We start from the raw sequence: 12,989 nt of genomic DNA, 5'->3' as shown, positions 1-12,989 counted from the left end.
AAACCTCAGAAGAAGGGGGAAAGTGCCGCTATCATGCTGCGCGCGTGCGCGAATGGCTTACGCCGGATTCCCGACGCGGCTAGGAGTATTTCCTAGTTTTGCCCCTCTGTCAGTGAAACTGTGGGTAAGATCACATTCAAACAGGTGCCCTGCTCTGACGTCAGCCGCAGCCGGCCACCCAGCGCGCTGATACGCTCCTGCATACCACGCAGACCGTAGCCCGGCTCGTGGCTGGCCAGATCGATACCCACGCCGTTATCGCGAATGGTCAGCAGGATTTGCGGCGGCCGCCCTTTACGACGACTAAGACGCGCATCCAGCTCAATCCGGCTGGCGGCCGCGTGGCGGCAGACGTTGGTCACTCCCTCCTGGCACACCCGATACAGCGTGATCTTCAGCGTCTCGTCCAGCAACTCATCCGGCACCTGCCACTGCATCACGCTCACCAGCGAGGCATCCTGCGGCAATGATTCACGCAGCATCGCCGCCACCGCCGCCGACAGCGGCAGGTTATTCAACGCCGCCGGCCACAGCTGGGTCAGCACGTCATGCACGCCGTCATAGACCCGCAGCGCCAGCGTATCTATGACTTCGGCGCAGCCAATCACCTGCGGCTGCGGCGCCAGACGTTTAACGATGCTGGCCTGAGTGCGGATGACGGTGATGGTCTGGCCGACCTCGTCATGCAGCTCCCGCGCCACCTCACGCCGGGTCTGTTCCTCTGCGGTGACCAGCGCACGCGCCAGTTGACGGTTTTCCGTCAGCCGCAATCGCAGTTGCTGGTTCAGTTCGCGCTGGCGTTGGATGCCCGCACCGAGCAACAGGCCGGTCAGGCTCTGGGCCAGCAGCGACAGCAGCAGATCGCGGTGTGATTCAGGCTGTGGCGGCTCGTTGGCCACCAACACCACGCCGTTGAGCAGCGTCGCCAACAGCGCACCCTGCCAGCCATAACGGTAGGACATAAAGACAATCGGAATAGCCAGGCAGAACGGCGCGAAGCGGCGCAGCTCGGCGGCGTTCACCTGCTGCTGCAACCAGATACTGAGCGCAAACAGCAGCAGATAGCTGGCCAGATGACGCAGACGCAGCGTCACCGGTTTATGGATCAGGCCCGGTTCAAGCGGCACCCAGATTTGCCGCGCCAGATAGTGCCACAGCAACAGGCAGGTCGGCGCAATGGTGAAACCGCCCGCCAGGCCAAGCAGCAGCGCACGCGCGCCCTCGCCGTTCACCAGCTGCCACACCATAGCCTGCAACAGGGCCGCCGCCGCTACTACCGCGCCCTGCAGCAGCGGCCATTGCCATTCACTGTCGCTTTGCTGATGGCGCAACAACCAGGGGGAAGCCAGCAGGCTGAGCAGCACCGTCAGCGCCAGCACGACGACCGAAGCCCACAGCGCCGGGCCATAGCCGAACTGATCCGCCAGCAACACCATCAGCAGCAGATCGGCCAGCAAAATCCCTGGCCAGAAACGGTAGGGGCTTTGCAGCAAAATGCCCATCCGCAGACCGAACGGGAACAGCAACAGCGCCTGCCACGGCGGGTCGATCAGCGCCGTACCTATGCCCCACAGGCAAAAGGCGCTGGTAGCGTAGATAAAGAACAGCGCCAACTGGGTGATCAGGCGTTGCATCACAGGTTCAGCATCCGCTTGGCCAGTTCGACGTTGTTATTGATGCCCAGCTTGGCGAACAAATTGGCGCGATGCACGTGCACCGTTTTCGGCGACAGCCCCAGTGCAACGGCGATCTCCCGCACTTCCTGCCCTTGCGCCAGCAGCAGCGCGATTTCGCGTTCGCGGCGGGTGAGCGGATCGACCTTCACCCGCGCCAGCTGTTGGGCGATTTCCGGCATCAGGTACACGCCACCGCTGGCGACGGTGCGCACTGCGGTGATCAAATCTTCCGGCTTGCAGCGCTTGGACAAAAAACCGCAGGCGCCGCGCTCCAATGCCAGCTCCACCAGCGCCGGATTGTCATGCATCGACAACATCACTACCCGGATCCCGGAGGGAATGTCCGCCAGCAAATCCAGCCCGCTGCCGTCCGGCATCGAAATGTCGCAGATGCAGATTTCCGCCTCCAGGCCCGGCAAGCCGGCGCGCGCCTGAGCCGCGCTGCTGAACTCCCCGACCACCTGAATATCCGCCTCCAGCGACAGCAGTTGTACAAAGCCCGATCGCACAATGTCATGATCGTCAATAAACGCCACGCGCAGGGTCATGGAAATCTCCGGTCCGAGGGGGAAAGTGCGCAAGTATACCGCAAGCCTGAGCCGGATGAATTGATGAAGGAAATGTATTGAAGAGAATGTATCCCCAAAATAATTGGCGTTGCATCAAGGCGGCAAGACTGTTCATCCCCAGGAGCTTAGTAAACTAAGTGACTGAGGTGCACAGGCACAGCCAACACAGATGCAGCTTCAAGTATGACGGGGATATTAACGCCGGGCGCAGCCGCGCCCGGCATGGGGAATTACAGCGGGGTCGCCGCCGCTTTTTCCTGCGGGATGTTGCACCAGTTGTTTTTATCCACGATGCCGCCATCCGGCGAGGTGTAACCGAGGCAACCGAGAATGGTATCAAACAGCTCGACGTGACGGTGGGTCTTGCCGATACGCTGCTGCGCCTGCAGTTGCTCAAACGCGCTGCGATGCTGCGGGTCTTCCAGGAACTTGTCGGAGGCCCATACCATCATCGGCACGCGGAATTGCTCCGGCGGCGCCATTTCGCGCGGCGTGCCGTGCAGGTGTGAATTCTCGCCTATCGACTCGCCGTGATCGGACGAATAGAACACAATCGCCTTCTTCTCGCGCACCTGGTCGATCACATTGGCGATAAAGCTGTCGGTATACAGCACCGAGTTATCGAAGGCGTTAACCAGCTGATCTTTGGAGCAGAAGTCGTCAACGCCGATACATTCCGGCTGATAGCGCGCGTAGCTGCGCGGATAACGCTGCGAATAGAGATAATGCGAGCCTTTGGTGTGCAAGATCACCATATGCTTGCCTTTCGGGTAACGCGACAGCGATTCTTTCATTTCGTCCACCAGCAGCATGTCGTCGACCGATTTGCCGTCGTTGCGTTTCTCGGAGGCAATCATCTCGCGGAACGAATAGTTGTCCACTTCGGTATTGTTGTAGAACCAGACCTCGCTCTGCATGGCGAACAGCTCTGAGGTGAAGCCCAGGTTTTTCAGCACTGCAAACACGTTTTGTTCTTTCAGCGTGCGCTGCGGGTTGTCCGACGTGCCGCCTTCGCGCACGAACATGCAACGCAGCGACAGCTTGGTGGCGGTATCGCAGGATTCACCGCGGAACGCCACCAGGTTTTTCTCCTGCGACAGCCTTGGCGTGGTATCACGGTCATAGCCGAGAATGCCCATGTGATCCCAACGCGTGGTCTCACCAATGATGAACACCACGTAGGTGTCATCGATATCCGCCGGCGGTACATAGGTAAAATTCTTGGCCGGATCGAACAAGTTGGCCTGATCCAGGCTTTCGTCGTAGCGGGTATAGGCAAACAGCCCCAGCGCCGAGATCCAGTTGGATGGCAGGTAGGAATGCGCCACCACGCCGCCGTAGCTGGGCAGATCGACGTTAGTGATTTTTTCCTGTGCGCTTTGCTCTTTGTCCAGCATGCGCAGCGGCAACCAGACCAACGCCACCACCGCCACCAGCACCATCAGTGGTTTCACCCGGTGTCCGGGGGTTTTCAGCTGTTCGATCAGCGTGTAGCGCAGGTTGTTTTTCCAGATGCACAGCAGCGGCAATGCGCTGAGCACCACCATCCACAGGACGAAATGCATCCCGACCACTTCTTTCGACAGGTCGATATCCGTGGTCATCACCGAGACGACGATGCCATAGCCAATCACCACGTTGAAGAACGTCATGTAATAGCTGGCGGCAACGGAAATCAGCACCAATAGCGAAGCGATAATGCGGTAAAACAGCCGGCCGCCCAGCGATACCAGCCGCATAATGAAGAAGGTGAACAGAACGATAGCGATAACTTCAGTGACCGCAGAGATAACCTTAATGCCCTGAATGCCGTGCGAAAACGAATCAAAACGACGATAAAAAACGGAAAGGTTCAAAAAGATGCCGATATAAATCGCTAACAATAACGATAAATTCTGCTGTGATAGCGATTTAACTTTGTTCATGTAACGCGGTGGCTCCGGAGCTTTAACAGTTCTGAATCAGTCAGACATTGGATGCGGCTGCAGGTTCAGCCGATCGGCAATAAGCGCTATTTTGGGGGTAATAATCAAGTGAATTCTCAAAAAACAGGCATTTTTTGCCGTTTTTTGTGATGACGATAAATGCGGGGCAGAAGGGAAATGGAGAGTTTCCTCTCCATTTTTTCCGTGGTGTCGGCAAAAACGTTATTTAACGTTAAGAGTTACATCAATATTGCCGCGGGTGGCGTTGGAGTATGGGCACACCACATGGGCTTTTTTCACCAGGTCTTCGGCTACGCTGCGTTCAATGCCCGGCAGGGTGATATCCAGTTGCACTTCGATGCCGAACCCGTTGGGGATTTCACCGATACCGACAGTACCGTCGATTTTGGCCTCAGCCGGGATCTTCACTTTTTCTTTCGCCGCGACAAACTTCAGCGCGCCAAGGAAGCAGGCCGAGTAACCGGCGGCAAACAGCTGTTCCGGGTTGGTGACTTCACCGCCCGCGCCGCCCATTTCTTTCGGCACGCCCAGTTTCACATCCAGCACGCCATCGGATGAGGTCGCACGGCCATCGCGGCCACCGGTGGCTGTTGCATGAGCGCGGTAAACAACTTTTTCAATGGACATAAATCGTTCCTTATTTCCGGGTTGGAGGTATGACATCGGATTCAGTTGGCTGAACTCCGTCACTGCTATATCTTTCACGATTAAATCGTACACTACTTATATTGCGCGCTTAACTCAGTGTAGTGCACGATCGGCGATCGTGCTTCTGGCACTGGCCATCAAATCTGGTCGATCAGCTTGCCGCGCAGCTTCTCCAGCTGCTGCTTGATATTCACTATTTCGTCGAGGCTGCAATCGGTGGCGCACATCACCGCTTCCGGCACCGCCTGCGCTTTTTCACGCAGCGCGCGGCCGTTATCGGTTAAGGCGATGATCACCTGTCGCTCATCGGTCGTGGCGCGGTAACGCACCAGCAAACCGGCGGTCTCGAGCCGCTTCAGCAGCGGCGTCAGAGTGGCGGAATCGAGAAACAGCCGTTCACCGATGTCCGTTACCCTGATTTCATCTCGCTCCCACAGCACCAACATCACCAGATATTGCGGATAGGTGAGTTCGAGTTGGCTCAGCAGTTTACGGTACACCTTGTTCAACGCCAGGTTGGCGGAGTACAGGGCAAAGCACATCTGCTGGTCGAGCAGCAGCAGGTTTTTCGCAGTGGGTTGTTCGGTGTCTTTGGTTTTCATGTGGTCAATATAGATAGCGCACGATGTAATCGCAAACTATTTTTTACGCGATGTGCTACATTTTTTAATGCAGGGGATGCCACAGCAGGGTGCTGTGCTGAGGGAAAGGATATGACAACCACACTGGTAGAACGTGCGCGCCGCTACGCCACCAAAGCGCATGCGGCGATCGATCAACGCCGCAAATACACCAATGACCCCTACATTGTTCACCCGCAGGCGGTGATGGAGATCGTCAGCAGCGTACCGCACAGCGAAGCGATGCTGGCCGCCGCCTGGCTGCATGACACGGTGGAAGACACGCCGACCACCCTCGGGGATATCGCAAGCCATTTTGGGCCGCAGGTCGCTGAACTGGTGGGCATGCTGACCAACGTCAGCGGCGCCGGTGGTGGCAACCGCTTTGAACGCAAAAACCGCGATCGGCGGCACAGCGCCGGCGCCTCGCCGCAGGCTAAAACCATCAAACTGGCGGACCTGATCGACAACACCCGTTCGCTGCTGGAATACGACAGCCACTTTGCCCGAACCTATCTGATTGAAAAACAGCGGCTGCTGGAAGTGCTGACCGAAGGCGACCCGACACTGTGGCGACAGGCCAGCCATATCGTCGAACAAGGGCTGACCAGGCTCCAGTTGCCGCCGCATAACGTCCCGGCAAGCTGGTTCGAACATGCGCGCCAGCGTTACCGGGAAAGCGATGCAGCGTAGCCGTCAGAACGTGACCACCGTTTTCAACGCCGTCACCCAGGCGTCTTGCGTTTCGCTGACGCCCGCCGGGTGATGCCAATATTGCAGACCCGGCTGCAACTGTAACCAAGGGGTGACGTTGAAGCGATAGAACAGCTCCGCCGTCACCGAATGCCCCGGCACCGGGCGATAGTTGGGATCCTGATAATCGGTAACGTTGTTGATTTGATTCATATAACGTTGATTATCCCGGTAATGATCGCTCAGCTTGACCATAGACACCCCCAGCCCCAGCCAGTCGTCCGGCCGCGCGTCGAACAAGCCGTGGTAGCGAATGCCGGTCGAGGTGGAATAGTGCATATAGTTGGTGCGCTGATCCGCCAGCCCCAGGCTGTAGAACAGGCTCAACCCCCGGCTGGCGTCATCACGGTGGCGCGTCACCTGCTGGTTAAAACCGCTGTACAGGAACCAGGTGCGGTTGTGGCTACGATACCCGTTCGGATCGGTCGCGCCCGCGCCACCGGAAACCCCTTCATACAGATCCTGCTGCCTGGCGTTGGTGAACAGGACACCAATGTTGTACACCCCCGGCAACTGATTGACCGCATTGGTTTTCAGCTCCAGTTCCATCGGCAGTAAAAAGCCCTTGCTGCCCTTGGTGGTGGTGCTCCAGGCATGGCCGCGGCTCGTGGCGTTCGGGTTCTGCTCCATCACGCCGGTTTTGAACGTCAGCCCGTCGGTCAGTTTGTACTGCAGGGTGGTACCCCAGTAGTGCACGTTCCAGTTATACCAGGTCAGCGAGTTGGCGGACTTGCCGCCGCACAGCGCCAGCGTCTGGAAATCGCAGGGAATGATCTGATCGAAATCCTGCACCTTGTTCATCATGCCGACGCGCCACTGCAGCCGGCGATCGAGAAAACTGCGGCTGAAGGTCAGCCAGCCCAGCCGGGTGATCGACTGGCCGCCATAACTTTCCTGCGACAGATCAGTCGGATTGGCGCGCGGATCCTGCAAACGATCGCGCGTCAGGTTATTGTCGTGGTTGCGGTTAACGATATTGCCCTCAATGGCCGCGTCCGGGATGCCGGTCAGCGCCTGCAAATCCTGACTGAAGGTCAACGAGAACTGATCGATATACGAAGCCTGCTTATCCTGGTTATACCCGCCGCCGGCGTTATACGACAGCTGGCTGAGATAGCCGAGGTTATAGTGAAAACCCTGATCTTCGAGGATCGGTCTGATCCCCAGCATATCGCCCAGCAACCCTGGCGAAGGCGGTTCGAAACCGAGCGCCACGCCATCCCATTTGGCGGTTGGCGCTTCGACGTCTTTGCCGGTTTGCAGCGTTTCCGCCTGCACGCTACTGCAAAACAGCAGCAGTGCCGCGAGTGTCCCGGTGTGAGGTAATGGATATTTCATTATTATATTTCTCCGCATATAAAACGCTGACTGCGGGCAACAGCATTCCCTGGGCGAGAATTCCCCATAATTGGCAGCAGTGAATAAAGGTGATTGCCCGACGATTGCCGCCGGGCGGGTATTCAGATTTAGCCTTGGTCTTTCAGGCTGTTACCGTTGCTCTGGATCACATCGCGATACCAGTAGAAACTCTTTTTGCGGCGACGCTCCAGGCTGCCGTTGCCTTCATCGTCGCGATCGACATAAATAAAGCCGTAGCGCTTGGACATCTCGGCTTTAGAGGCGCTGACCAGATCGATTGGCCCCCAACTGGTGTAACCCATCACCTCCACACCGTCGTCAATCGCTTCCGCCACCTGCACCAGATGATCGTTGAGGTAGTTGATGCGATAGTCGTCGTTGATGCTGCCGTCGGCTTCAATGCGGTCCTTGGCACCCAGCCCGTTCTCCACGATAAACAGCGGTTTCTGATAACGGTCATACAGCACGTTGAGCAGGTAGCGCAGCCCGACCGGGTCGATTTGCCAGCCCCATTCCGAACTGGCCAGATGCGGGTTCGGCACCATGTTGAGAATGTTGGCGCGGGCGGTCTCGTTTTGCGTCTCATCGGTGGTGACGCAGCCGCTCATGTAGTAGCTGAACGAGATAAAATCGATAGTCTCGCGCAGCGACTGTTGATCCTCGGCGGTAATCTCGACCTGAATGCCGTTTTCACGGAAATAGCGCTTCATATAGGCCGGATAACCGCCGCGTGCCTGCACGTCGCCAAAGAACAGCCAATCGCGGTTCTGCCGCTGGGTTTCCAGCAGGTCCTCCGGCCGGCAGCTCAGCGGATACAAAATACCGCCCAACAGCATGTTGCCGATTTTGCCTTCCGGCACAATTTCATGGCAGGCCTTCACCGCCTTGGCGCTGGCCACCAGCTGATGGTGAATCGCCTGGTAAATCTCGCTCTTGCTGCTGCCCTCCGGCAGGCCGACGCCGGTAAAGGGCGCGTGCAGCGACATATTGATCTCATTGAAGGTCAGCCAGTGCTTCACCTTGTGCTTATAACGTTCAAACACAGTACGCGCATAGCGCTCAAAGAAGCCGATGGTCTTGCGATTGCCCCAACCGCCATACTTTTTCGCCAGCCCGTACGGCATCTCATAGTGCGACAAAGTAATCAGCGGCTGAATGCCGTACCTGGCCATCTCATCGAACAGCCGATCGTAAAACGCCAACCCGGCCTCGTTGGGGGTTTCCTCATCGCCCTGCGGGAAAATACGCGTCCAGGCAATAGAGGTGCGCAGGCACTTGAAGCCCATTTCCGCGAACAATGCGATGTCTTGCGGATAACGATGGTAGAAGTCGATCGCCACGTCCTTGATGCCGCTGTCGCCGTCAACCCGTGGCGTCACCGCACCGAAAATACCCTGCGGTTGCAGATCGGAAGTCGACAACCCTTTACCGTCGGTCTGGTAAGCCCCTTCCACCTGATTTGCCGCAACCGCGCCGCCCCACAGAAAATGGTCTGGAAATTTGCTGCTCATCGCTTTCTCCTTGGTTAACGTAATAAAGTCAGCAGCGGCGCCTGTTCCTGCACCCTGCCCTGGCCGCTGGCCAACACGTCGACGTAGTCATCGCTGTTACTGACGATGATCGGCGTGGTGGTATCAAAGCCGGCGGCGTGGATCGCCGCCTGGTCAAATTCAATCAGCAGATCGCCCGGCTTGACCCGATCCCCTTCTTGCACGTGGGCAGTGAAATGCAGCCCGTCGAGCTTGACGGTATCGATGCCGACGTGGATGAGAATTTCCGCTCCGTCGTCCGACTCAATGCCAATCGCGTGTTTGGTTTTAAACAATGACGCCACGCACCCCGCCACCGGCGCCACTACCCGCCCTTGCAACGGGACGATCGCCACGCCCTTGCCCAGCAACCCGCTGGCGAAAGTGGCGTCGTTGACCTGTGCCAACGGCATCACCTCACCGGCGATTGGGCTGGCGATAACCTCCTTGTGATTCAGCGGTGTGACGGGTTTCGGCTCCTGTGGTGCAGCCACCTCCGCCGGCACCACACCGAACAGATAACTGGCCACCGCAGCGAAACAGAACGACAACAGGGTGCCGCCAATCGCCCCCCACACCGTGGCATCGAAGCCGCCGGCGGGAATAATCTGCGCAAAGGTGAAAACGCTCACCAGGCCGAAAGAGTAAGTGGCGGTATGGAAATAGCCGATTACCGCGCCGCCGAGCGCACCGCCGATACAGCCAAAGATAAAGGGCCGTTTGTTCGGCAAGGTCACGCCGTAGACCGCCGGCTCGGTAATGCCAAACACCCCGGCGCCGATGGCGGACCCAGCCAGCGCCCGCAATTTGGCGTCGCGGGTACGCAGCATCACGCCCAGCGTGGCGCCCACTTGACCCATCACCGCCGGTAACAGCAGCGGCACCATGGTGTCGCGGCCGAGCACGCTCAGGTTATTGATCATCAACGGCACCAGACCCCAATGCAGGCCGAAGATCACGCACACCTGCCACATCGCCCCCATAAAGGCACCGGCAACGATCGGGTTAAAGGCATAGATACTTTGATAACCGTTGGCCAGCAGGTGGCTGAGCCAGGTTGCCGCCGGGCCGATCAGCAAAAAGGTCAGCGGCACGGTGATCGCCAGGCACAACAGCGGCGTAATGAAGTTGCGCAGCGCGCTGTGGATCACCCGGTTAAACAACGGCTCCAACCGGCATGAAACCCAGGCGGCGAAAATAATCGGGATCACCGACGAGCTGTAATTGATGAAGGTCATCGGGATGCCGAGGAAATACTCACGCACCGCACCGGGCTGCTGCGCGGCCTCGAACGCCGCCATCATCAGCGGGTGGGTCAGCGCACCGCCGATCGCCATAGTGATGAACGGATTGCCGCCGAACTTTTTCCCGGCGGTATAGCCCAGCATGATCGGCAGAAAGTAGAACAGCGAGTCACTGGCGGCAAACAACATTTTATAGGTGCCGCCGTCCCCTGACAGCCAGTTGCAGGCCAGGCTCAGCGCCAGAAAACCTTTCAGGATCCCCGAAGCGGCCATCACCCCCAGCAGCGGGGTAAAAATGCCTGACACCACATCGATAAAGCGGCTGAACAGGTTTTCCTTCTTGCCATCGCCCGCGTCATCCGCCGCCGCGCCATCGCCCAGACCGGCGGCCTGATTGACCGCGTTATAGACTTCCGCCACGTGGTTACCCACCACCACCTGGAACTGCCCGCCGCTCTCCACCACCATGATGACGCCGGGATTTTCTTTCAGCACCGCGGCATCGGCACGCTGGCGGTCACGCAGCTTAAAGCGCAAGCGAGTGGCGCAATGCACCAGGCTTTTCACGTTGTCGCGGCCACCGACGCCGGCCAAAATCTCACTGGCTAATGTGTCATATTTCATAGTGTTATCCTTACAATCTGTGTTCTGCCGTTCCAGCGCAGCGATGGCCTATCGCCGTGACGGAATTCAGCGCAAAAAAAAACCTAAACCTCATGGACCTGCACCCGAAAAAAGGGGAACAGAAGCATGAGGTTTAGGTTTTGCCTGCCGGAGCAGTGACAACCCTAAATCGGCTGAGCTATGACGTTAACACTCCGTTTTTCACCACGGCAAGGCTTTCCGGCGGCAAAGAGTGGAACTGTGATCCGGCATGCAAAACGGCTTCAGTGGGCAAAATAGTGCATGCCACCGTCTACCGGGATCACTGCGCCAGTGATATAGCGCGCCAGCGGGGAACAAAGAAACGCCGCCAGATAAGCCATGTCCTCCGGCTCGCCAAAGTAGCCGATCGGGATATTCTGCTTGATGAACGCCTGGCGCGCGGCCTCGGTCGGGTGCAGTTTTTCGCGCACCTGCTCGCTGTTAATCCGCCCAGGTTGCAGCGTATTGACGGTAATGCCCTGCGCCGCCAGCTCGCTTGCCAGCCCCTTGGCCCACAGGTGCAGCGCGCCCTTGGCGGCGGTAGCGGCATTCAGGCTGCGCGGTTCCATCGAGCCGCTGATGTTGATGATTCGCCCCCAGCCTTGCGCCTGCATGCCGGGCAACAGCGCGTGGGTCACCCGGCGGGCCGGCGTAAAGTTCAGGGCGAACGCCTCTTCCCAACCGGCATCACCTTCGCTCAACGCGGTCGGACGAGCGCCGCCGACCGCATTAATCAGGATATCAATCGTCCCGACCAGGCGTGCCGCCTGCGCCAGCATGCTGTCGAGCGCCGCCGCGTCGGTGATGTCCGCCGCGATCGCATACGGCCGCGGGGCACCGCTTCGTTCAACCTCGTCGGCCAGAGCCAGCAAGCGTTCCTCACGGCGGGCGGTCGCCACCACGGTGACCCCCTGCGCCGCCAGAACCCGAACCATACCGGCGCCGATGCCTTCGCTGGCGCCGGTGACTAACGCAACACGATCCTGTAACTGCAAATACATAAGATATCCTAATTGAACAAGTCAGTTTGGCTGAAGAGATAACGGCATTGAATCACAGCCCGCTCTGTGTGAATATTCCATAAAATTGCGGCAATACTGTGCAGGAATTCACTGATGTTCGATTGGCAGGATTTAAAACACTTTGTGGTGCTGGCACGCACCGGTTCATTGTCGGCGGCAGCAAGGGAATTGGGTTGTGACCACGCGACGGTCGGCCGGCGGGTGGCGGCGCTGGAGAAGGCGCTCGGGCTGCGACTGATCCTCCGGTTGCCGCGCAGCACGCCGCTGACGCCGGACGGCCAAAGGGTGGCCACGCTGGCGGCAGAGATCGAAAATCAAAGCCACGCCATTGCCCGCCATGCCCGCAGCGCCGGTGAAACGCCGCAGGCCCAGGTGCGCATCAGCGCGCCGCCGTCGATCGCCGCACGGGTCATCGCCCCGCATATCGCCGAGTTTCACCAGGCTTTTCCGCATATTACGCTGGTGCTCTCCGGTGAAGCCTCCATCGCCGAACTGGATCGCGGCGATGCCGAAGTGGCAGTGCGCATGGTGCGACCACAGCAGCCGGATTTGCTGGTGCAACGCATCGGCATGATGCGCTACAGGTTGTACGCTACCCCGCAGCACGCCGCCCTGCCGGAAGCGGCGTGGGCCTTTATCGCCTACGACCATCATTACAGCAACCAGCCGCACCAACAGTGGCTGCTGCAGCTGTTGCAAGGCCGCCCGGTGGTGTTTCAGGCCAGCGATCTGTTCTCTTTGCAAGAAGCCGCACGATCGGGGCTGGGTGCGGTAGTTTTGCCGACGTTTGTCGCCGATAACGACCCGGCACTGGTCGCGCTACCGACGCCGATAGCGCCGCCAACGCGCGAGTTATGGCTGGTCACTTACCCCGATCTGGCGCGTTCCACCGCCATCCGCACGGTCATGACTTTCCTGAGCGATCTCATCGGAAAAAAATGCCCGCTGGCAACATAAAACATCAGACTTGCTAATTGA

General features: G+C 58.6%; 11 protein-coding genes. 2 read left to right on the top strand and 9 right to left on the bottom strand.

Annotated elements, in window-relative coordinates:
- Nucleotides 1-92: 92 nt before the first annotated feature.
- The 5 genes from uhpB to SERAS12_RS00450 all read right to left on the bottom strand — a co-directional run bounded on the left by uhpB (nt 93) and on the right by SERAS12_RS00450 (nt 5,441).
- Nucleotides 93-1,634 (bottom strand): signal transduction histidine-protein kinase/phosphatase UhpB, encoded by a 1,542-nt coding sequence (gene uhpB, locus SERAS12_RS00470; RefSeq protein ID WP_013811009.1) that lies wholly within the window; start codon nt 1,632-1,634, stop codon nt 93-95.
- A complete protein-coding gene (gene uhpA, locus SERAS12_RS00465; protein ID WP_006316823.1) occupies nt 1,634-2,224 on the bottom strand; it encodes a transcriptional regulator UhpA in 591 nt (196 codons plus the stop codon). Before uhpA ends, uhpB begins: the two co-directional genes overlap by 1 nt.
- A gap of 251 nt (nt 2,225-2,475) precedes the next feature.
- Nucleotides 2,476-4,170, bottom strand: coding sequence for a kdo(2)-lipid A phosphoethanolamine 7''-transferase (gene eptB / locus SERAS12_RS00460; protein WP_013811008.1), 1,695 nt, complete (start codon nt 4,168-4,170; stop codon nt 2,476-2,478).
- Between the two features lie 222 nt (nt 4,171-4,392).
- The gene (locus tag SERAS12_RS00455; protein ID WP_004950797.1) at nt 4,393-4,818 is read right to left on the bottom strand and encodes an organic hydroperoxide resistance protein; all 426 of its coding nucleotides are present in this window, start codon (nt 4,816-4,818) and stop codon (nt 4,393-4,395) included.
- 158 nt (nt 4,819-4,976) lie between these two features.
- Nucleotides 4,977-5,441 carry a MarR family winged helix-turn-helix transcriptional regulator gene (locus SERAS12_RS00450; RefSeq protein ID WP_013811007.1) on the bottom strand — a complete coding sequence of 155 codons (465 nt, stop codon included), beginning with the start codon at nt 5,439-5,441 and terminating at the stop codon, nt 4,977-4,979.
- Nucleotides 5,442-5,552: 111 nt separating this feature from the next.
- Here SERAS12_RS00450 and SERAS12_RS00445 point away from each other — a divergent pair, with 111 nt between their 5' ends.
- Nucleotides 5,553-6,152, top strand: a complete 600-nt coding sequence (locus tag SERAS12_RS00445) for an HD domain-containing protein (RefSeq protein WP_013811006.1) — start codon at nt 5,553-5,555, stop codon at nt 6,150-6,152.
- 3 nt (nt 6,153-6,155) lie between these two features.
- On the opposite strand, the gene SERAS12_RS00440 is transcribed toward SERAS12_RS00445, so the two are convergent.
- The 4 genes from SERAS12_RS00440 to SERAS12_RS00425 all read right to left on the bottom strand — a co-directional run bounded on the left by SERAS12_RS00440 (nt 6,156) and on the right by SERAS12_RS00425 (nt 11,990).
- Complete coding sequence (locus tag SERAS12_RS00440; RefSeq protein WP_013811005.1) at nt 6,156-7,550, bottom strand: carbohydrate porin; 1,395 nt, start codon at nt 7,548-7,550, stop codon at nt 6,156-6,158.
- A gap of 128 nt (nt 7,551-7,678) precedes the next feature.
- Complete coding sequence (locus tag SERAS12_RS00435; protein ID WP_013811004.1) at nt 7,679-9,082, bottom strand: glycoside hydrolase family 1 protein; 1,404 nt, start codon at nt 9,080-9,082, stop codon at nt 7,679-7,681.
- A 14-nt stretch (nt 9,083-9,096) separates the two neighbouring features.
- Nucleotides 9,097-10,968, bottom strand: a complete 1,872-nt coding sequence (gene bglF, locus SERAS12_RS00430) for a PTS beta-glucoside transporter subunit IIABC (protein WP_013811003.1) — start codon at nt 10,966-10,968, stop codon at nt 9,097-9,099.
- A 263-nt stretch (nt 10,969-11,231) separates the two neighbouring features.
- Nucleotides 11,232-11,990, bottom strand: coding sequence for an SDR family NAD(P)-dependent oxidoreductase (locus SERAS12_RS00425; protein ID WP_013811002.1), 759 nt, complete (start codon nt 11,988-11,990; stop codon nt 11,232-11,234).
- A 114-nt stretch (nt 11,991-12,104) separates the two neighbouring features.
- Between SERAS12_RS00425 and SERAS12_RS00420 the strand changes: the two genes are divergently transcribed.
- Entirely contained in the window at nt 12,105-12,968 is an 864-nt protein-coding gene (locus SERAS12_RS00420; protein WP_013811001.1) for a LysR family transcriptional regulator, read from the top strand.
- Nucleotides 12,969-12,989: the final 21 nt, after the last annotated feature.

This window comes from Serratia sp. AS12 (assembly GCF_000214195.1).
GTDB classification, from domain to species: domain Bacteria; phylum Pseudomonadota; class Gammaproteobacteria; order Enterobacterales; family Enterobacteriaceae; genus Serratia; species Serratia plymuthica.
This window is presented reverse-complemented; position numbering and strand designations above follow the sequence as displayed.